Annotated in this window: 14 protein-coding genes; 12 read left to right on the forward strand and 2 right to left on the reverse strand. The window is 43.9% G+C overall.

What is annotated here, in order from left to right; genetic code table 11:
* The first annotated feature begins 414 nt into the window (after window positions 1–414).
* Window positions 415–1,491 (forward strand): DNA polymerase IV, encoded by a 1,077-nt coding sequence (gene dinB, locus CXF83_RS07220; protein ID WP_101089968.1) that lies wholly within the window; start codon window positions 415–417, stop codon window positions 1,489–1,491.
* A gap of 183 nt (window positions 1,492–1,674) precedes the next feature.
* Here the strand turns inward: dinB and CXF83_RS07225 are convergent, their stop codons facing one another.
* A complete protein-coding gene (locus CXF83_RS07225) occupies window positions 1,675–3,138 on the reverse strand; it encodes an aminoacyl-histidine dipeptidase (RefSeq protein ID WP_101089969.1) in 1,464 nt (487 codons plus the stop codon).
* Window positions 3,139–3,365: 227 nt separating this feature from the next.
* On the opposite strand from CXF83_RS07225, the gene CXF83_RS07230 reads away from it, so the two are divergent.
* The 10 genes from CXF83_RS07230 (at window position 3,366) to CXF83_RS07275 (ending at window position 18,518) form a co-directional block, all read left to right on the forward strand.
* On the forward strand, window positions 3,366–4,904 hold the full coding sequence (locus tag CXF83_RS07230) for a M17 family metallopeptidase (protein ID WP_101089970.1): 1,539 nt from the start codon (window positions 3,366–3,368) through the stop codon (window positions 4,902–4,904).
* A 2,095-nt stretch (window positions 4,905–6,999) separates the two neighbouring features.
* Window positions 7,000–7,518, forward strand: coding sequence for a TetR/AcrR family transcriptional regulator (locus CXF83_RS07235; protein ID WP_101089971.1), 519 nt, complete (start codon window positions 7,000–7,002; stop codon window positions 7,516–7,518).
* Entirely contained in the window at window positions 7,518–8,573 is a 1,056-nt protein-coding gene (locus CXF83_RS07240) for an alcohol dehydrogenase family protein (RefSeq protein WP_198553568.1), read from the forward strand. The genes CXF83_RS07235 and CXF83_RS07240 overlap by 1 nt, the downstream gene beginning before the upstream one ends.
* 490 nt (window positions 8,574–9,063) lie before the next feature.
* Entirely contained in the window at window positions 9,064–10,353 is a 1,290-nt protein-coding gene (locus CXF83_RS07245) for an NCS2 family permease (RefSeq protein WP_101089973.1), read from the forward strand.
* A gap of 319 nt (window positions 10,354–10,672) precedes the next feature.
* Window positions 10,673–12,349 carry a sensor histidine kinase gene (locus tag CXF83_RS07250; RefSeq protein ID WP_101089974.1) on the forward strand — a complete coding sequence of 559 codons (1,677 nt, stop codon included), beginning with the start codon at window positions 10,673–10,675 and terminating at the stop codon, window positions 12,347–12,349.
* Window positions 12,346–13,056: a two-component system response regulator BtsR gene (btsR, locus tag CXF83_RS07255; RefSeq protein ID WP_101089975.1), complete on the forward strand. Its 711-nt coding sequence runs from the start codon at window positions 12,346–12,348 to the stop codon at window positions 13,054–13,056. Before CXF83_RS07250 ends, btsR begins: the two co-directional genes overlap by 4 nt.
* A gap of 258 nt (window positions 13,057–13,314) precedes the next feature.
* Window positions 13,315–14,751 carry a carbon starvation CstA family protein gene (locus CXF83_RS07260; RefSeq protein WP_101089976.1) on the forward strand — a complete coding sequence of 479 codons (1,437 nt, stop codon included), beginning with the start codon at window positions 13,315–13,317 and terminating at the stop codon, window positions 14,749–14,751.
* A 438-nt stretch (window positions 14,752–15,189) separates the two neighbouring features.
* Window positions 15,190–16,308 carry a glutamate 5-kinase gene (gene proB, locus CXF83_RS07265; protein WP_101089977.1) on the forward strand — a complete coding sequence of 373 codons (1,119 nt, stop codon included), beginning with the start codon at window positions 15,190–15,192 and terminating at the stop codon, window positions 16,306–16,308.
* Window positions 16,305–17,573 carry a glutamate-5-semialdehyde dehydrogenase gene (locus CXF83_RS07270; protein WP_101089978.1) on the forward strand — a complete coding sequence of 423 codons (1,269 nt, stop codon included), beginning with the start codon at window positions 16,305–16,307 and terminating at the stop codon, window positions 17,571–17,573. The genes proB and CXF83_RS07270 overlap by 4 nt, the downstream gene beginning before the upstream one ends.
* 285 nt (window positions 17,574–17,858) lie before the next feature.
* Complete coding sequence (locus tag CXF83_RS07275; RefSeq protein WP_101089979.1) at window positions 17,859–18,518, forward strand: hypothetical protein; 660 nt, start codon at window positions 17,859–17,861, stop codon at window positions 18,516–18,518.
* Window positions 18,519–18,615: 97 nt separating this feature from the next.
* On the opposite strand, the gene CXF83_RS07280 is transcribed toward CXF83_RS07275, so the two are convergent.
* Complete coding sequence (locus CXF83_RS07280; RefSeq protein ID WP_101089980.1) at window positions 18,616–19,533, reverse strand: DMT family transporter; 918 nt, start codon at window positions 19,531–19,533, stop codon at window positions 18,616–18,618.
* Window positions 19,534–19,834: 301 nt separating this feature from the next.
* On the opposite strand from CXF83_RS07280, the gene dnaK reads away from it, so the two are divergent.
* Window positions 19,835–21,760, forward strand: coding sequence for a molecular chaperone DnaK (gene dnaK / locus CXF83_RS07285; RefSeq protein ID WP_101089981.1), 1,926 nt, complete (start codon window positions 19,835–19,837; stop codon window positions 21,758–21,760).
* Window positions 21,761–21,807 lie beyond the last annotated feature (47 nt).

The following is a 21,807-nucleotide window of genomic DNA, read 5'->3' on the forward strand; positions in this document are numbered from 1 at the left end:
GACAAGGCGGAGGTTATGTCGTTTAGTCATTCTCCACAAATAACTTACAACACAGTAAAAATGGCCAAGAAGCGCGGCCCTTCGGGTTCGTTTCAGTGATTTTAGTCCTTTATGACTAGAATGCGTTACGAGCTTTTCGCTTAGCCAGCTAAGCAGCATCGCTCAAGCCTTGTACTAAAAGCATTGAATTCGAACAAAAACCAAGCTCGAAAGATCAATAGCCCCTAGTACTCTGCAGTATTGAGCATGAGATAAAGCTCGAGATTAAACCCAAAAAAGGAGCCCATTGGCTCCTTTTTTTGATCCAATCATAAGCCATTAATACGTATCCACTGCCGCTGAAAGCACTATTTAGTTAACTTTGCTTGAGTACTGTTTTTATATACAGTAATATCTTCTGTAGAGGGCTTAAGATTGCAAAAAATAATTCATGTCGATATGGACTGCTTTTACGCTGCAGTAGAGATGCGTGATTTTCCAGAGCTGAGAGGCAAGCCCATTGCAGTGGGGGGAAGGAGTGATCGCCGTGGTGTTATCAGTACTTGTAGCTATGAGGCCAGAAAATTTGGCGTGCGCTCAGCAATGGCATCAGGTTATGCACTCAAGCTTTGCCCTGATCTCATTTTAGTGCCTGGCAGGATGCAGGTATATAAAGACGTTTCCAGTCAAATTCGCGCGGTGTTTGCTAAATATACCAGTCTTATTGAACCACTGTCTTTAGATGAAGCCTATCTCGATGTGACTGACAGCCCTCATTGCCAAGGCTCTGCCACGCGTATTGCAGAAGCCATCAGGCAAGATATTTTTCTGGAAACGGGGCTTACAGCCTCCGCAGGAATAGCGTCAGTTAAATTTTTAGCAAAAATAGCATCCGATCTTAATAAACCTAATGGCCAATATGTTATCCGTCCTGAAATGATTGAAGAGTTCGTTAAAACACTGCCACTGATTAAAATTCCAGGGGTAGGTAAAGTCACCGCTAAAAAGTTAGCTGATATCGGCCTACATACCTGTAGTGATGTGCAAGCCTATCCGGATAATAAGCTAGTAGAGCGATTTGGAAAGTTTGGTTCTGTGTTGATAGAAAGGGCAAAAGGTATAGATACCCGTGGTATTTCGTCGAACAGAGAACGTAAGTCAGTTGGGGTAGAAACAACATTAGCCAAAGACATACATACATTAGAGCAGTGTAAAGCCGTTATGCCGCAACTGATTCAAGAGTTAGGGGCCAGAGTGGGTCGCAGTGCCAAAAAGCGTACCATTCATAAACAAGTGGTAAAGCTTAAGTTTGATGATTTTAAACAAACTACCATAGAGCACCGTAGCGATGAGGTCTCGGTTAATTTGTTTTATCAGTTATTAGGGCAAGCCTTGGAAAGGCAGCAAGGTAGAGGTATTCGTTTGTTAGGCGTTGCCGTTGGGTTGGCGTCTAGCGCATCGACTGACGATGAGGTGCAAACGGTTGCTCCACAGATGGACTTAGGGTTTTAATCAAATGGTTTAAACTAAGGACTTTTACACAAGGGCTGTAGAACGAGTATGTTAGTCGCCTTATTTTAATGCCTTTGTTGGTCAATGTTAGAATACTGCAAAGTACTCATCGAAAAAAGCCGCTAAACAGTTAGCGGCTTTTTAGCTTGTGCGTTTGACTCACCGCACAGGTTACAGGCTAATTTAGCTGCCTTTAACGGGTGTGCGTTCAAGTACCGCTAACAATAGTTTCCAATATTGGCCAACGGTGGTGATGTTAACCTTTTCGTCTGGGCTGTGTGGGTAGCGAATGGTCGGACCAATAGAAACCATGTCCATCTCAGGGTAAGGCTTTTTAAATAAACCACACTCAAGACCTGCATGGATCACCATAATCGTTGGCTCTTTTTTATAGATGTCGGCATACGTTGCCCGGACACTTTCCATTACTGGTGAGCTGTTGTCAGGTTTCCAACCAGGATAAGCACCGCTAAATTCAACGTTGGTACCCGCAAGATTACTCAAAGAGGTTAATACGCCTTCTATCTCTTCGCGGCCAGAGTCGATTAATGAACGGATAAGACAAAGTATTTGAACAGAATCTGTTTCAGTACTGATGACACCGACATTAAGCGAGGTTTCTGTTACGCCTGCAACTTCGTCACTCATACGCACTACGCCGTTAGGGCAGGCATTGAGGATATCAATTAAGATCTGTTGTGAGTCTTCACTCATCACCTTTGTTTCGGCTGGGATCTCAGTCAATGTCAAGGTAGTGTCAGGATCTGCAATCGCTAGCTCTTGGCGAACTAAAGCTTGGAACTCAGCTATACGTTGCTGCAGCACTGTCACGTTTTCAGCTGGGATCATAAAGCTAAACTGTGCTTCACGCGGAATAGCGTTACGTAGTGAACCACCAGTGAAGTTAGTTAGCTCAAGTGCAAGCTCATCGCTATGATCGAATAGGAATCTAGCGAGTAATTTATTCGCATTACCGCGACCCAAATGAATGTTAACCCCCGAGTGACCGCCTTTAAGACCTGCTAACGATAACGTGAAGCTCGAGTTAGTCGGCTCTGGAGATTGCCACACCATAGGAACACTGATTTGACCGTCAACGCCGCCGGCGCAACCCATGTAGATCTCACCCTCTTGCTCAGAGTCTGTGTTGATAAGAATTTCAGCTTCAAGTGTGCCAGCTTCTAAGCCAAATGCGCCTGTCATTCCAGCTTCTTCATCGATAGTCAATAAGACTTCAAGTGGACCATGGGCAATATCATTAGCGCCGAGAATCGCTAATGCTGAAGCCATACCGATGCCATTATCAGCACCTAACGTAGTGCCTCTCGCTTTAACCCAGTCACCATCAACGTAAGCATCGATAGGATCTTTTTCAAAATCATGCACTTTGTCGGCATTCTTTTGTGGAACCATATCTATATGGGCTTGCAGTACCACTATTTTACGATCTTCCATGCCCGCAGTTGCAGGTTTTTTGATGATCAAGTTACCCACTTTATCTTCAATAACGGAAAGCTGCTTGTCTTTTGCCCATGCTCGAATGTGCTTACTCAACGCTTGCTCATGCTTTGAAGGGTGTGGAATGGCACAGATTTGTTCGAACCATTGCCATAGTGCTTGTGGTTGTAGCTGGTTTAGTGCGGTCACAGAAAATTCCTCTATATCTAAAATTATCACTAGAGCGCTGGTGCGCTGGAGGCTGAAAATGGCAATATTCTACCATAGTCTTTGTTTGCGCAAGAGGGGTTTACGCCGCTTTACCAGATGACTGTCAGCAGAAGTTGCCAGATCAGTTTTTAAGCACTATTAAGTCGTTGGTAATCTGCGCTCAATAGGACAATAATGCCAACAATTAAAAATAAAAAGGAAGGGTTATGACTGCTGTAAAATTTGTTGATGTTGTCGATAAAGAGGCAATTTTTGAAGGTAACGGTTGGGATGCGCTGGTGGTGGTTTCCGCGGATCTTAAATCGATAAAAGTAGATGAAGTAGCAATGCTGGCTGATCATGGCCAAAAAGTCGATCAACGTGTCGGCAAGTCAGTGACATTGTTGTTTGCGCCAGGTATGGCGGGTGGACGCTTAGTGATTGCGCCAGTGAAAAAAGCTGCTGATGAATATGAAGATGTCCGCGTCTTTGCCGATGCCGCACGCAGTGGTATTAGAGTCGCCAAAGAGGCGGGGGCAAAACGGCCGTTATTGCTGGTTAATGGTATCGCTGATGCACGCTATCAAAAATCGGGCGAAGTTGCTGCGTTAGCATGTGGTCAAGAACTATGGCAAGCGTTAGAGCTGCGAGAAGCGGGTGGGGCGGATGAGGAGTTAGAGTGCATTGGTTTATTGAGTGATACGCATAATGCTGCGACGTTAACCGCGATTGAAGAGGGTCGTACTCTTGCGAGAGATCTATGTGGTACCGAACCCGAGCGTATGTCAGCACCCGCTTTTGCTGATTATTGTTTGGCAGCGTTTACTGATAGTGGCTTAACAATATCTGTTGTAGAAGACAGAGATATTCTAGAGCGTGATTACCCGCTGTTATGTGCAGTTGGCCGTTCATCTTTTGCGGTGCTAAGACATCAACCCCGGGTGCTAAAGCTTGAATATGTCGGTGAAGGCGATATTCAGCGTACCTTCCTATTTGCAGGTAAAGGGGTTATTTACGACACTGGCGGTGCTGATATAAAGATTGCTGGTGGAATGGCTGGCATGAGTCGAGATAAAGGTGGCGCTGCTGCCGTTGCGGGCTTAATGAAAACCGTGAGTATGCTTAAACCTAAAGGCATACGCATTGTTGCTGAGTTAGGATTAGTGCGAAATAGTATTGGTAGCGAAGCGTTTGTCACCGATGAAATTATCGCCAGTCATGCAGGTAAACGGGTTCGAATTGGTAATACCGATGCCGAAGGGCGACTTGTTTTAGCCGACTTGTTGTCTCATCTGCGTATTAAAGCGGAGTCTGCGGTGAGTCCTGAAATGTTCTCAGTGGCGACGTTAACCGGACATGTCGTTCGTTGTTTTGGTGGTTATACCGCGGCGGTAGAAAATAGTGTGGCTAAGCAAGCTAATGTGGCTGAACGTATGCAGCAAAAAGCGGCTGTTTGGGGCGAACCTATAGAAGTGTCACAATTACGTCGAGATGACTTTAGCAAAATAGTGGACCCATCTGGCGCTGCAGATATGCTTTCGTCAAATAATGCTCCCTCTTCGGTTACTGCGCGAGGGCATCAATATCCTGCTGCATTTTTAATCCAAGCATCGGGTTTAAGCCGTCATGGCTTGAATAGTGACAAGCCTATCGCTTATACACATTTAGACATTGCAGGCAGTGCCACAGAAGGGCACCCACAATACGGCAGCCCAACGGCAACGCCTTTGGTCGGGCTATTTAACTATATGGTCGATAGTCAGTAATTTTCAGAAGCCGACTAAAATGTCGGCTTTTTACTGGATATTAGTGTAATTAAATTACGTAAAAAGTGCTTTATTGGCTTTTTTGATGGGAATACTTGTAATAAAATTACATTTCGTTATAATGATTCTCGTTGGTTAGGCAGGTGCCTAATCGAGCTAGTCTATCCAGGATGGATAATTCTCCAAGGAATCGAGCGACAAGTTGACTTTGCTTAACCCAAGATGGGTTGTAACAACAAGCATAGTATTTGGAATTCAACTTAGTTAGGAGTATTGATTATGTCTTTTACAATGAGTAGCACTATTTATTCGCAGAGCTTTTGGTTAAACACAGATGCTTTGCGTGGTGGTATATACACCATGGCATACAAGGGCTAATCCTTCTTGTAGGCTTTTAGTTTTCATCATCTTTATCGCGCCTTTTAGGTGCTTATAGACCAAGTTGTGAATTGAGTATCAATTTGCAATTGATTACCGCTAGCGCGTTAACCAATTTCCAGTAGGAACACTTGAATACGTCTTGCCCACTCATAGAGTGGGCTTTTTTTTATCTGTTGGTTTGCTATACAGGAATTCATCAGGTTGAGCGTTAGTGATTATCGTTGTTTAATCGTAATTTTTTTGATCCTAAACTGTTAACATTTAGGCGTTGGTTTACAAAAGCAGCTGTTTTTGTGACTTAGGCACACAATTGGTGTGGTTAAATTACCTTTAAAGCCTATATTTGGCATTATTCGCAATTAATAGTTGTAATTAAATTACAAAAACCTATAATAGCAACTCTTGGTTAGGGTGAATGCCTACCAAGGTTAGTCTATCCAGGAAGGATAATTCTCCAAGGAATCGAGCGACAAGTTGACTCATCAGTTTAATTGGACTCAACCCCGTAATTAAATTGATTTGAGTATTTTTTACAACTTTGTTTAGGAGTAATGATTATGTTATTTACAGCTAGTAGTACTATTTATTCGCAAAGCTCTTGGTTAAATACAGATGTTTTGCGTGGCGGTTTATTCGCCATGACTTTTTAGGGCTAACCCTCCTTTAAAGTAGTTCCATATCCATCAACCTTATAGCACCTTCTGGGTGTGTTTAGACGCAAGTTGTGTATTGACCTTGTTGATACGCCATTGATTAACGCTAGCGCGCTAACCGATTTCCGATTGGAACACTTGAATATGTCTGCCAGCTCTTTGAGCTGGCATTTTTTTTGCCTACAATTTGGCAAAGGGTAAATTCTTTGCTTCTACTTCTCGTTTATTAAACGAGAAGTAGCAGGCATATTGCAGACACAGCCTTAACACGCTGCAAGTCCATCCTTGGAAGCTCGACCATGACGTCCATGTCATGGACGGTCAAGGCCGTATCTACACTTGATTATTGGTGTTTTCATTTAGGCTACTGTGAATTTATGTCTAACTTGGAAGTGACCCAAAACGATTTGACTGCTCTATCAGCTGTTTTGTCTAAATCTAAATCAAAGTCGTGGCGTTCGCCCACACCTGAGCCAAGGGATAAAGCGCTTGTACCTGCTCTTGATTTCATAAGAGTAGAACCCTCAGCGTGCTGACGAAATTGTCTGAAAATCAAAAATTTCCAACGAGGAAGATTGTTATCTTTAAGTCATGAGTTTAGTTTGTCAGTCGGGTGAAATATCATTTCATTAAGTTCCTATATGAAGCTCAAATGCCAATGGTTTGCGCTTTTCTAACCCAGTGTAGATGCGTCCAAGACAGTTGAAATCAAGGCCCATTCTATTCCCTACAGAATTTGGAATTTTCTCCCTATAATAAAGAGTTGCAACGAGATTCAGTTGCGTTTGTACATGCGCTCACTGTAGGCAATTGGAGCGTTTTGAGCTGAAGGTAACTCAGTATTGCCCTTTTCCATTTAGGGTTTTAACTCACAGCCAGATAGTGTCAGCCTATTTGCACTATAATAACTCATGTCAGACAGTTTATCCGTGACGAACGAAAGTACCCAAAGCAAGCCAAATTCAGCAGTACATCCCTATTATCTAACACAATGCATTGACAGGGGTAGAGTGAACACTCTACCCTATAGGTAGAGCGAACATTCTACCTATAGGGTCATTATGCTTAGAGAACAAATTGCCGCTAGTCTTGAAGAGGCGTTCAGTCAATATGGTTTCGCCGAACCGAGCGTTGCTCAGTTAAAGACTGCGTGTAATGTCAGCTTGCGAACCCTATACAAACACTACCCGTCCAAAGAAGCGATGATCGTCGGTGCGCTGACGTATCGTCATCAAAGATACCTCACTTTTCTGCTTAACGAGTCGCCTGCTTGTGGTGTTGAGTCTGTTGTGCATATTTTTAATAAACTTGAACAATGGATGAAAGAATTTTCACCACATGGCTGTCTGTCTATGAGCGCTATTGCGGCCTTTCCCGACAATCCAATTATTAACAAAGCCGTTAAAGAACACAAAGAAGATGTTCGCCAGTTCTTAGGCCTCCAAAGCCAGAGAGAAGATCTTGCAACGGCTCTTTTTTTACTGCATGAAGGTGTATCAAGCGCATGGCCCGTGCTGGGGCGAAACGCGGTAACATCAGCCCAAAAGGCGCTATTACAACTTTTAGAGGAACATTCATGATGACTACTATTCCAAAAATAATGAAGGGTATTCAGCTTGTTGGTCATGGTGGCCCAGAAATGCTCGAATACCGTGATGATATTCCTGTACCCACGCCCACTTCAAATGAGGTACTGATCCGTGTCTCTGCTGCTGGTGTTAACAATACCGACATCAACACCAGAACTGCCTGGTACTCGAATAAGGATGGTTGTAGCTCTGATGTAGGCTGGTCTGGTACTGCGATGGTTTTTCCTCGTATTCAAGGTGCAGATGTCTGCGGTGCTATAGTCGCCGTAGGTGATAACGTCAGTAAAGAACGTATAGGTGAACGAGTTCTTATCGAACCTTGTCTTAGCGAAGCCCACGGTCAGCCACTTAACTCTCCTTGGTACTATGGCTCAGAATGTGATGGAGGTTTTGCTGAATATACTGTCGTCACAGCCAAGCATGCCTATGCAGTGAATAGCGCTCTTACTGATATCGAATTGGCTTCATTTCCTTGCTCTTATTCAACAGCAGAGAATATGCTTACCAGAGCAAACGTCACCTCACATGATACAGTGTTGATATCTGGTGCCTCTGGCGGTGTTGGCTCAGCAGCCATTCAGCTTGCTAAAGCTCGCGGAGCGTATGTTATCGCTATTACCAGCCCAAGCAAAAACCAACAACTGCTGGATCTGGGAGCTGACCAAGTCATATCACGCGATGCTGACTTAATCGAGAATCTAGGTGAAAACAGTATTGATGTCGTTATCGATCTCGTTGCTGGAAAGCAGTGGCCGCAGTTTTTACGATTGTTAAGACCAGGCAGCCGATATGCCGTGTCTGGTGCGATTGGAGGTGCCTTGGTTGAGTTGGATATCAGAACGCTGTATTTAAAAGATCTAAGCTTTTTCGGCTGCACAGTGCTTGAACCTGAAGTATTCCGAAACTTAGTTAGCTATATCGAACAACGTAAAATTAACCCAATCATTGCACAAACTTTTCCACTGAAAGAGATAAATAAGGTTCAAGACATTTTCTTGAAAAAGAAACACGTAGGTAAAATTGTCCTAAAAGTATCAGAGCAATAACAACAAGTTATCAAAAGTTAGTGAGTGCATAAATGGCTTTGTATTGAATTTTCAGTTCAAGGCCTGTTATTAGCTAAGCTCAAGTTTTTTACTCTGGTATTCAATCTAACCAAAAAATGTTCTCGCTTTGCCTCGAAATCAAGCATCACTGTCCCAATCCCAAGTAGTGACTTCTGGTTATATGCTTTACCAGAGGTTATCCGTAAATCTTAGCGTAAGAATTTGTAGAGGATCTTCGCTAAATACAACGCCAGCGATGATATGGTGATTGTCAGCGACTCATTAATGAAACCTTGCTTTTTAGCTAAGAGAGGCTGGAGGGAACTTATGCGAAAAGGGCATAAAAATTAGGCTCTTCTAGCGTATGGTAAATAGCTAGCCTGAATTATTATCTGCCCGTATAATCGGCTAAAAATAGACTTTGTTAACGGTGCGTTAACATGAGTCGTAACAATAGTGCCTACATCATAAAATCAAGGAACCTTGTTCCATGCTAGAAAAACTATTCAAACTGAAAGAAAATGAAACGTCATTAAAACAAGAGGTTATTGCCGGGTTAACCACTTTTTTAACCATGGCTTATATTATATTTGTTAACCCGATGATGTTAGCTGATGCAGGAATGGACCATGGTGCAGTGTTTGTGGCCACCTGTTTAGCGGCCGCTATTGGCTGCTTGATTATGGGAATAGTGGCTAACTATCCGATCGCACTCGCGCCAGGAATGGGCTTAAACGCCTTTTTTACGTACACCGTTGTTGGCGAAATGGGCTATTCGTGGGAAACCGCGTTAGGCGCTGTGTTTCTTTCGGGAGTCTGCTTTTTAGTCCTGTCACTTGTGCGTATTCGTGAGTGGATTGTGAACAGTATTCCTATGTCTTTGCGCTTAGGGATTGCGGCGGGTATCGGCTTGTTTTTAGCGCTAATTGGTTTGAAAAGTGCTGGGATTGTGGTGGCAAGCCCTGCAACATTGGTGACCATGGGCGATGTGACTGCATTTCCTGCGGTGATGGCAGTACTTGGGTTTTTCTTGATCATTGCCATGGTGCATAGAGGGATGAAGTCTGCGGTCATTATTAGCATTTTAGCGGTGACTGGACTTGGGCTGTTATTTGGCGATGTGCAGTATCAAGGGGTGGTGGCTATGCCGCCCTCAATAATGCCTACCTTTATGAAGATGGATCTTTCGAGTGTGCTCGAAGTGAGTATGCTGTCGGTGGTATTCGCATTTCTATTTGTCGACCTGTTTGATACTTCAGGCACGTTAATTGCTGTCGCGCAGCGTGGGGGGTTTTTAGATGACAAAGGTAAATTACCACGATTAAATAGAGCGCTAACGGCGGACAGTACAGCGACTATTGCGGGGGCGATGCTCGGGACTTCTACCACCACCAGTTATATTGAAAGTACGGCGGGTGTGAGCGCGGGCGGCAGAACTGGCCTAACCGCGGTCGTGGTTGGTTTACTCTTTTTGGGGTCACTGTTTATTTCACCTCTTGCGGGGATGGTGCCTGCATACGCCACCGCCGGAACGTTATTCTATGTGGCCATTTTAATGATGTCTGGACTGGTGCATGTCGAATGGGAAGATATTACCGAAGCAGCACCCGTAGTCGTGGTCTGTATTTTAATGCCACTGACGTTTTCAATTGCTACCGGTATCGCCATGGGCTTTATCTCTTACGCTGTGATTAAGTTGATGAGCGGCCGCTATAAAGATTTAAGTGTTGGCGTGGTTATTTTAGCAGCGCTGTTTGTGGCTAAGTTTATGTATGGCTAAGAGTCACGGAAGCTGAAGAGTGACTGCCATTTGACACGATAAATGATAAAGCCACCTTGTGTGGCTTTTTTTTGCCTGCTTTAAAGTTTACGCCTCTTTGCTAATCGCTTTCCCTAGGGTTAACATTAATGCCATGACTTAATGGCTATCTACTGAGTTCGGTATAGGTTGTCTCATAAATTATTTATATCGTTAATAAATGATTTTTGAAAGTTGGACTTTGACCTTACACTCACAGAGAGATCTCAAGCAAAATTTGAATTGAGATCCTGCCTATCTTGCTATTGAATGCCAACAATGACTCATTGGAATACTTATCATGTCGTTGATTTTACTTTTAACCCAACAGATGTGCCTTTATCTGGTGATGGTTTATCTTGTCAGTAAGACCCCTTTATTCAAGTTTTTTGCAGAAGCTGCAACCCGCTTGCCTCACAAAATATTCATCTACCTGATTTTTTCAGGTTTTTGCATCATGGCAACCTACTTTGGTGAGCAGACAAACGATGCTATTGCCAACACCCGTGCTATGGGAGCCGTCTTAGGCGGACTTTTAGGCGGTCCAGTGACAGGCTTTTTAGTCGGACTTACCGGAGGATTACACCGCTACAGCCTAGGAGGTTTTACCGATGTGGCCTGCGCAATTTCTACGACTCTAGAAGGGTTTTCAGCGGGCATAATTAGTCTCTATTTACGTCGGCAAGATAAAAGTGAACTGATTTACGCCCCTTTGTTGGTCTGCCTAGTTACTTTTTGTGCCGAAATGCTGCAGATGGGAGTGATTTTACTCGTCGCTCAACCTTTTGATGATGCATGGGCACTGGTCAAACAGATAGCCTTACCAATGCTCTTAGTCAACTCTATTGGTGCAGCCCTATTTATGAGTATGGTAAGAGATCAAAAAACCATGTTCGACAAACTCTCATCTACATTCTCAACTCAAGCTTTAAAAATAGCCGAGCGAAGCGTCGGGGTGTTATTGAAGGGGGTCAATCAAGAAAGCAGTGCTCAGGTAGCCCAAATAATCATTGAAGAAACCCATGTAGGAGCGGTTGCGATAACCGATAGAGAGCGCCTGTTGGCCTTTGTCGGGACCGGCGCCGACCATCATATTCCTGGTACTCCGATATCATCGAAAATAACTCAAGATGCCATTGATAATAATTGTGTCATGTTTGCCGATGGGGTCAATACGGCTTACTCCTGTTCTGTCTCGCCACAATGTAGACTGGGCTCCAGCTTAGTGATCCCGCTTCGTTATGAAAATGAGGTCATTGGAACCATTAAACTTTACGAGCCAAAGAATAAGCTGTTTCTTAACATTAACCGCACACTGGGTGAAGGAATTGGTCGATTATTGTCGAACCAAATCTTATTTGGTCACTTCGAACGTCAACAAAATCTGCTCACTCAAGCAGAGCTGAAGTTATTACAGGCTCAAGTTAATCCTCACTTTCTCTTCAATGCGCTCAATACCATTGCCGCCATCACAAAAAGAGATCCCTTAAAGGCAAGGCAGTTGATCCAACAATTATCTCAATTTTTAAGAATTAACCTCAAACGCACCACTGGACTGGTGACTCTTGCTGACGAACTTGAGCATATAGATTCATATCTGACCATTGAAAAAGCACGCTTTATCGATAAGCTAAACGTTGAGATAGATATCCCTGAACTGTTACTCCCTTTTCGCCTTCCCGCATTTACGTTACAACCCATCATTGAAAATGCAGTTAAGCATGGTACCAGCCATATGCTAGAACGGGGTCTTATAAGCGTTACTGGCAAGATCCGCGATGATTTATTAATATTAGAGGTAATCGATAATGCAGGGCTATACCAGTTAGATAACAATTCGGAGGGGCTGGGGATGAATTTGGTTCATAAACGAATTCAAAATCAGTTTGGATCTGAATTTGGTATAGATGTCGATTGTCGCAAAGATGAATACACCAGAGTCAGTATTAAGCTACCATATACGGAAACCGAAACGTGATCACATCACTTATTATCGATGATGAGCATTATGCTCGAGAAGAGTTAGCCGACCTACTGAGTGAAAACTCAGATATAGAGATCATCGGCCAATGCAGTAATGCTATCGAAGCATTGCAGATGATCACAAAGCTTAAGCCGCAGTTGATTTTTCTGGACATTCAAATGCCAAGGATCAGCGGTATTGAACTCATTGGCATGCTTGATCCCGACATCATGCCACGTATTGTTTTCGTAACCGCTTACGATGAATTTGCCATCAAGGCCTTCGATAATCACGCCTTCGATTATCTGTTAAAACCCATCGATGAAAAAAGGCTTCAACAGACATTAAATCGAGTCAGAAAAGATCTTAAACCAAGATCCGTCAGTATTCTTACACCTGAGCAGCTAACTCATCTGCCTTGCTATAGCGGCTGTAAGCTTAAGGTGATATCGATTAAAGAGGTAGAGTTTGTATTTAGCGATCTCTGTGGTGTTAATGTTGCAACTGATAAGGAGCAAGTACATACACATTTGACCTTAAAAGTACTGGAAGAAAAAACCTCATTAATCAAATGTCATCGACAGTACCTGATAAGCCCTGAAGCAATATCTGAAATAGAGATCCAGGAAACCGGAGCCGAAGTTACGACAGTCTCAGGCGCTAAAGTGCCTGTTTCAAGGCGTTACTTAAAACCACTGAAGCAGATATTCGGTTTTCTATAGTCTGTTGGGTTTTTTAGCCGAATCGTATGATTGAAACGTTTGTCGAAAGCAACGATCGCAGCTGGCGCTTATTAAGCTCAGCTTTTAGGTGGTTTAACATTTAGGCAGAAAAAAGCGTCAGTTCTGTAACAAGCCAAAACCACTCAGGGTCAATATAAAACCGTTAACCCTCTCCATTTGACCACTCACCTGATTCCCCATTTTCTAAATGACAAACCTCTTTACACTGACTGCAATTCAAAATGGGGGAGTGTAATTATGATGTGGTTTCTAATGTGTGTCGGCCTACTTATCGGCGGATATTTTATCTATGGGGCTTTCGTAGAGAAGGTCTTTGGTATCAATGCTCAACGCCAAACACCGGCATTTACTAAAACAGACGGTGTTGATTTCGTGCCAATGTCTAAGGGTAAGGTCTACCTTATTCAACTGCTCAATATCGCAGGTGTGGGACCGATATTTGGCCCTATTCTCGGTGCTCTTTATGGCCCAGCTGCCATGTTATGGATTGTTTTTGGTTGTATTTTTGCTGGTGCCGTTCATGACTACTTCTCGGGTATGTTATCTGTTCGCAATAACGGCCAGTCAGTACCAAACCTGGCGGGTAAATATTTAGGTAAAGGTGCTAAGCACTTTATGAATGTATTTGCCATCATCCTATTATTGCTTGTCGGTGTGGTATTTATTTCAGCGCCTGCTGGACTACTAGGAAAGCTTACCGGTTGGGACGTATCAATCTTCCTCGGTGTTATTTTTGCTTACTATCTTATCGCTACGATTGTCCCTGTCGATAAGATTATCGGTAGACTCTATCCATTCTTCGGTGCGCTGCTGCTCTTTATGTCAATCGGCCTGACGATTGCCATCATGGTCTCGAGTGAATACACATTATTACCTGGCTTCGAAGCCAGTGATTTTCTGACTAACCTTAATCCCAATGATATGCCTTTGTGGCCTGCATTGTTTATTACTATTGCCTGTGGTGCGGTATCTGGCTTCCATGCGACTCAGTCTCCTTTAATGGCTCGTTGTGTAGAAAGTGAAACTAACGGTCGCTTTGTTTTCTTCGGCGCTATGATCGGTGAGGGTGTCATTGCGCTTATCTGGTGTGCTATTGCTCTCTCTTTCTTTGGTGGTGTTGAAGGCCTTAACGAAGGGATGGCGGGTAACCCAGCAAACGTTGTATATGAAGCATCAACTGGGCTTCTAGGCACTGTGGGTGGCTTTATGGCAATCTTGGGCGTTATTGTTCTGCCAATTACCTCTGGCGATACAGCCTTTCGTTCGGCTCGTTTAATCTTGGCTGAATTTTTCAAGATCCCACAGACTGAATTACCTAAGCGTTTAATGCTAGCCGTCCCCCTATTCATCATGGGTGCAATTCTGACTCAAGTTGACTTCGGTGTTATCTGGCGTTACTTCGGTGTCGCAAACCAAACGACTGCGGTCATGATGCTATGGACTGCCTCTGCATACTTGCTGCGACACAACAAGTTCCACTGGATCTGTACGGCACCGGCCATGTTCATGACGACGGTAGTGATTAGCTTCCTGTTGAGCTCACACACCTTAGGTGCAGGGCTGCCTATCACTATTTCAACCATCGCGGGACTTGTCTCTACAGCTGTCATTACCTCATTGGTGATGATTAAGACAAAGGGCAAAGGTGATGAAGGAGTCATCGAAGAAGCTTAACATTTACCCGTTTAGCTGAGTCCATTAGAAAGTCAGTCATGTGACTGTAATGCCGTTCATTTAATGATTTATCGAGCGGTTGACTGATCTTCTAGATGCTTAAGAATCCGAGTCCTATCTCTAGGTCTCGGATTTTTTTATGCTTCTTTAGCTCATGATATGAGCTTTGACGAACTCGGTATTTCCCTCGGATGGTCAATCGTCTGCCTCAAGATAGGCCAGAAATAAAAATGCCAATAAGTTTAATCGCACTATGCGTGGCTTTTTTGCCAGCTTTAACATTTACGTCTCTTTTGGCCATATATGGCAGGTTAAATACCAATAATATGAGATATATCCAATTCATCTTATTTATTTACGGCTCTTTGTGGGTACTCACTACCAATTCAAACCGAGATTGGGTATAAGGTTTATTCAATGCATTTTAGCTAGATAATAATGAACTTAAGTGAGATTGCTTATCGCCGTGTGGTGGTAAAACTGGGAACGAGTGTGCTGACCTCGGGCAGCCGTAAGTTAGACAAAGCACATTTAGTTGAACTTGCACGTCAAATGGCCAGTTTGATGAAGTCTGGTGTCGAGGTTGTACTGTGTACATCTGGTGCTATCGCCGCAGGAAGAGAACACTTAGGTTACCCCGAACTCCCCGATACCATCGCGAGTAAGCAATTATTGGCAGCCGTTGGCCAAAGCCAATTGATCCTTGCATGGTCTCAGTTATTCAGTATTTATGGTTTACACGTTGGCCAACTGCTATTGACCCGAGCAGATCTGCACGACAGGGAGCGCTACCTTAATGCAAGAGACTCGTTAAATGCACTGTTAGCCCATGGCATAATCCCGATCATCAATGAAAATGATGCCGTCGCAACCGCTGAAATTAAAGTCGGTGATAACGATAATCTATCGGCCAGAGCAGCTTTGCTTTGTGATGCCGACATACTTATTTTATTGACTGACCAAAAAGGGTTGTTTGACGCAGATCCTCGCAAAGACCCCAATGCAAAGTTAATCACGCAAGTTGATACTATCGATGACAGCCTGCGCATGCTTGCTGGTGGAGCGGTCTCCGGGCTTGGTACGGGCGGAATGGCGACTAAGCTAGAAGCGGCAGATATTGCAAGGCGAGCAGGCGTTGAGGTGGTGATTGCGTCGGGACATCATAAAGATGTTATTCAAAAAGTGGTGTGTTCAATCCCCGTGGGTACCCATTTTACCGCCTTAGAAAATCCATTAGAAAGTCGCAAGCAATGGATCCTTGCGGGCCCCGCTACGCGTGGACAATTGATACTGGATCCCGGTGCGGTGGAAGCGGTCACTCATAAAGGCAGAAGCCTGCTGTCTAAGGGCATTACTGGCATAAAAGGGCAGTTCCAACGAGGCGATACTGTTGAGCTTACTGATACCAGCGGTAAAGTCTGCGCGAAAGGGATGAGTCGATATAGTGCTAAAGATCTAAGCCTGATAGCGGGCAAACATTCAGATAGCATCGAGTCGGTGCTCGGTTATGATTACGGTGATGCAGTGGTTCATCGCAACGATATGGTGGTGTTATGAATAATAGTGAATTTTTAAACAGCCTAGGCCAAAAGGCAAAAACGGCAAGCTACGCGTTAGCGAGCTTAACAGGCGTACAAAAAACGGCTTTATTACGTTGTATCGCCAGTAAGCTAACCTATGCAAAGTCTGACATTATTGCTGCTAATCAAAAAGATGTCGAACAGGCACAAGCTAACGGCTTGTCTGAAGCGATGATAGATCGATTGTTAATGGATGAGCATAGGTTACTCAGCGTCATTGCCGATATTGATAATGTGATGGGGTTAACCGATCCAGTAGGTAGCGAGATTGATAGCCGAGTGCTTGATAATGGTCTGCGCTTATCTCGTCGTCGCGTGCCACTGGGAGTTATAGGCGTTATTTATGAGGCACGGCCGAACGTCACCGTTGATATCGCCGTCTTAGCATTAAAAACCGGTAATGCAGTGATACTGCGTGGCGGCAAAGAAACCTTGGCGTCAAACAGAGCATTGTGCAAAGTTATTCGCAGCGCAATGGTTGAGCAAGGGCTACCTGAAGACAGTGTTCAGCTTATCGATAATCCCGATAGAAGTTTGGTAACAGGCTTATTAAAGCTGGATAAATATGTCGATATGATCGTGCCGCGAGGCGGGCAAAATTTACAACGCTTATGTGCTGAGCAAGCGACTATTCCGGTTATTTTAGGCGGCATCGGGATCTGTCACCTTTTTGTTGATGCAGAGGCCAATCTAGAAAAAGCGATTGCCGTTGTAGAAAACGCCAAAGTACAGCGCCCAACGGTGTGTAATGCCTTGGACACAGTATTGGTGCACCAACAAAATGCACAGCGTTTTATCCCGGCTTTATGCAAGCACTTGGCAACACAAGGTGTTAGCTTTTATGGCTGTGAGCAAACTCAAGCTGTTATGGCGATGCACGAGCAACAAGTGCTAGCTGCCACAGATGAGACCTATTCAACCGAATGGTTGTCGTTAAATCTGGGGATAAAAGTTGTTGGCACGCTTGATGAAGCCATTGCGCATATCCGTCAATATTCAAGTGGCCACTCTGAAGGCATTTTGACTGACAATATTCATACCGCAAGTGAATTTATGAACGCGGTAGATTCTGCAGCTGTTTACGTCAATGCAAGTACCCGATTTACTGATGGCGGTGAGTTCGGCCTTGGCGCTGAAGTTGCTGTAAGCACGCAAAAGTTACATGCTCGTGGGCCAATGGGGCTTGAAGCGCTGACAACCTATAAGTGGTTAGCTTGGGGAGATTACACCGTAAGAGGGTAATCACTCATTGGTTTTTAAAGGCCGCTAATGCGGCCTTTTTATTTACCTCAATGGTATTGCGCGCCATATAAACCCTTCTATTCCATATAGCTTATCTTTTTCACCTATTTATATACGCTGCAGTACGGGTAAAAATAGCGATTAATTAGTGTATAAGACTACTGTTACAATAAACATGGAACCTCTATTTTGTTATCTTATTGATATATATCGTGTTTAAAGTTGGCCTGTAGATTGCAATTCATTGTTAGTAGTAAAAATGAATCACATCAAAAGGATTTTACCATGACGATAATAAAAACTAAGACTAAAAGAGCAACAGGCATTCTGGCATCAATGGGTCTTTTAGTGGCGATGGTATCAACGGGCACTTTAGCAGCAGAAACACGAACGCTTAACCAGACTTATGCTTATAACGGCCAGTCAGTTAATTTAGATATGGACATTGGTTCTGCAAAGTTTATTGCCACTGATAACGATGAGATAAAAATTGAAGTCATCGTTGAGGGCGCAGACACTAACTGGTTATTTTTCTGGGGCGATACCGATCTGGATGCCGTATCGATTGAATCCACTGCCACGGCTAGTGAAATTACTTTAACGCTAAGTGAGCAAGACAATATAGAGCAACAATGGATAGTCTATTTGCCAAAACAAGCGGCTTTATCATTGGAGGTCGGCATCGGTGACATTGAAGTCACGGGCTTGTCTAGTAACATTGATATCGCGCTCGGGATCGGTAGTGCAAGAGTTGAGCATCAAACGTTATTTAATACGGTAGAGCTTGGCTCTGGTATCGGCGAAGTTTCAATTTCGGAGCAGGGAAAGCACTTAGCAGTAACAGAAAACTTGGTAGCCCAGTCATATTCAAACAAGAATTTGATCGGAGAGTCTACGTTGTCAGTTGATGTTGGCGTCGGTGAAATCGTGGTCGTTAAGCTATAGCAGGAAGGTATTCAACCGCTGTTCGATAGAGTTACCCATAAAAAACCGGCATAGTCGCCGGTTTTTGTATTCTTCATTTGAAAGGGGGCTGATGATGTTACTGCACTGGCACCCGTTTTTTGTTGCGCCACTGGCCAAGCTTAGGAAGTACTTGCTGTAGTGCGAGAGCGGATAAGATCAAGCCTAAGCCTATATAAGTCGAACGTTCGATACTCTCATGCAAGATCCAAGCGATAAAGCCTATCGATAACACGGGAGTGATAAACACCAGTGTGGTAATGCTGGCGGTCCGCAGTGCTTTCTTCAACGCAATAAGCCACAGAACAAAGGTCACACCCATCTCAAACAGACCAACATACATACCGGCTAACATGCCTTCTACATTCCAAGTCGGCAGGGTCTGCGTCATCATCAGTGCCGTGACAATAAATGGCAACCCAACAAGGAAGCTGAGTAATAAGCTCACCACAGGGTCACCTTTATCTTTGGTGTTGACGATCCAATAGAGAGACCACAGCAGCGTACTGGTTAGCGCGAGAACCACTCCAGTGGTGCTTTCAAATTCAAACCCAGTCAAATTGCCTTTAGTTGCAATGGTAAATACACCCAAGTAGGCAACGAGGGCTGCAGCGAGATCACTCTTTCTTAGCTTTTGCCCCAATAAAGGCACTGACAGTAAAGGCAGCAAAATAGCCCAAGTGTAATTAAGCGACAATGCTTGCTGTGCGGGTAATAGGTCATAGGCTTTAAATAATACTAAATAGTACAAGAAAGGGCTGAGCAAACCGGTTTGTAAATAAAACAGTGGCCGGCTGACAAATTGCTTCTTAACCAGCGATAATTTATTTTGTGCCACCAGGATGGTTCCGAGCGCCACAATAGAGGTCGTAACAGCAATAAATACCAGCTGTAAAGGGGTGTAATGTGTCAGGGCTATTTTAAAAGCCGTCGCTACGGTTGACCATAGCAATATCGCACCTATGCCGAAAGCATATGCTTGATGGGACTGTTTCAATTTTAATCACTCTACTTCGAGACTACATTCATTTGTTCAGTTATCACATTTGTTAAACTGAACGACACTTTCTTCGATTGTATGCATTATACATCGGTAACGGGTTTAAACAGAGTGTGAGATCAAAAATTTGTAATCAAATGACAAAATTTACATTTTTCCCTTGTATTCGTTTCAAACGTCCCAATATAGGTAACCAAGAGACGAAATGGACAACATGTAAGACTTGAAAACGATTCAGTCTGACCCCATTTCTATTACCAGATAACAAATTTAGTTAAGACATATTTCGGAGGACTCCATGGGTAGAATTATTGGTATCGATTTAGGCACAACAAACTCTTGTGTTGCAGTATTAGATGGCGGCAAAGCGCGCGTATTAGAAAATGCTGAAGGCGATCGTACTACACCCTCAATCATCGCATACACTGCAGATGAGACTCTCGTTGGCCAACCTGCAAAGCGTCAGGCTGTAACAAACCCAACGAACACCGTATATGCTATTAAGCGTCTTATTGGTCGTCGTTTTAAAGATGACGAAGTTCAACGTGACGTTGACATCATGCCATTCAAAATTGTTGGCGCAGATAACGGCGATGCTTGGGTTGAAGCCCAAGGCAAGAAAATGGCTCCACCACAAATCTCTGCTGAAATCTTGAAGAAGATGAAGAAGACAGCAGAAGATTTCCTAGGTGAAGAAGTCACAGAAGCTGTTATTACTGTTCCTGCATACTTTAACGATTCACAGCGTCAAGCAACTAAAGATGCTGGCCGTATTGCTGGTCTAGAAGTTAAGCGTATTATCAACGAGCCTACTGCTGCTGCACTTGCATACGGTATTGATAAGAAGCAAGGCGATAACATCGTTGCTGTATACGATCTAGGTGGTGGTACATTTGATATCTCTATCATTGAAATCGACAGCGTTGATGGCGAGCAGACTTTCGAAGTGCTTGCGACTAACGGTGACACTCACTTAGGTGGTGAAGATTTTGATAACCGTATGATTAAGTATCTTGCGGATGAGTTCAAAAAAGAACAGGGTCTTGATTTACGTAACGATCCGCTAGCGATGCAGCGTCTTAAAGAAGCTGCTGAAAAAGCGAAGATTGAGCTTTCAAGCACTACTCAAACTGAAGTTAACCTGCCTTACATCACAGCTGACGCAACAGGTCCTAAGCATTTAGTGGTTAAGATCACTCGTGCAAAACTTGAGTCACTGGTTGAAGACTTGATTACTCGTACGCTTGAGCCACTAAAAGTTGCTCTAGCAGATGCTGACTTAAAAGTTTCTGATGTCAACGAAGTGATTCTTGTTGGTGGTCAGACTCGTATGCCTAAAGTACGTGCAGAAGTTTCTGCTTTCTTTGGTAAAGAGCTACGTCAAGATGTTAACCCTGATGAAGCTGTTGCTATTGGCGCAGCTGTTCAAGCGGGCGTACTTTCTGGCGACGTTAAAGACGTATTGCTACTAGACGTTACGCCACTGTCTCTAGGTATTGAGACTATGGGCAGTGTAATGACTAAGCTTATCGAGAAGAACACCACTATCCCGACTAAAGCGTCACAAACGTTCTCGACTGCTGACGACAACCAAAGTGCTGTGACTATTCACGTACTTCAAGGTGAGCGTAAGCAATCAAGCGGTAACAAGTCTCTAGGTCAATTCAACCTAGAAGGTATTGAGCCAGCTCCACGTGGCATGCCACAAGTTGAAGTTGCTTTCGATATTGATGCCGATGGTATCTTGCATGTCTCAGCGACAGACAAGAAAACGGGCAAAGCACAGAACATTACGATTAAAGCCTCTTCAGGTCTAAGTGATGAAGAAGTTGAAGCAATGGTTCGTGATGCTGAAGCTCACGCTGATGAAGATGCTAAGTTCGAAGAGCTAGTCACAGCGCGTAACCAAGCCGATGGCATGGTTCACTCAACGAAGAAGCAAATCGAAGAAGCCGGTGAAGCATTACCTGCTGACGAAAAAGAGAAGATTGAAGCTGCAATGGCTGCTGTTGACACTGCCACTAAAGGCAATGACAAAGAAGCGATTGAAAAAGCGACTCAAGAGCTAATGGAAGCCTCTTCTAAGCTAATGGAAATTGCCCAAGCTAAAGCGCAAGCACAGCAAGGTCAACCAGAAGGCGCAGACGAAGCTCAACAAGACGTTCACGCAGCTGATGATGTTGTTGACGCTGAGTTTGAAGAAGTGAAAGACGACAAAAAATAATGCCGGATAACTCCTAATTTATTCTAGCGGGCGTTATGAGGAAACTC

Origin of the sequence: Shewanella sp. Choline-02u-19, from assembly GCF_002836205.1 — a bacterium.
Lineage (GTDB): Bacteria > Pseudomonadota > Gammaproteobacteria > Enterobacterales > Shewanellaceae > Shewanella.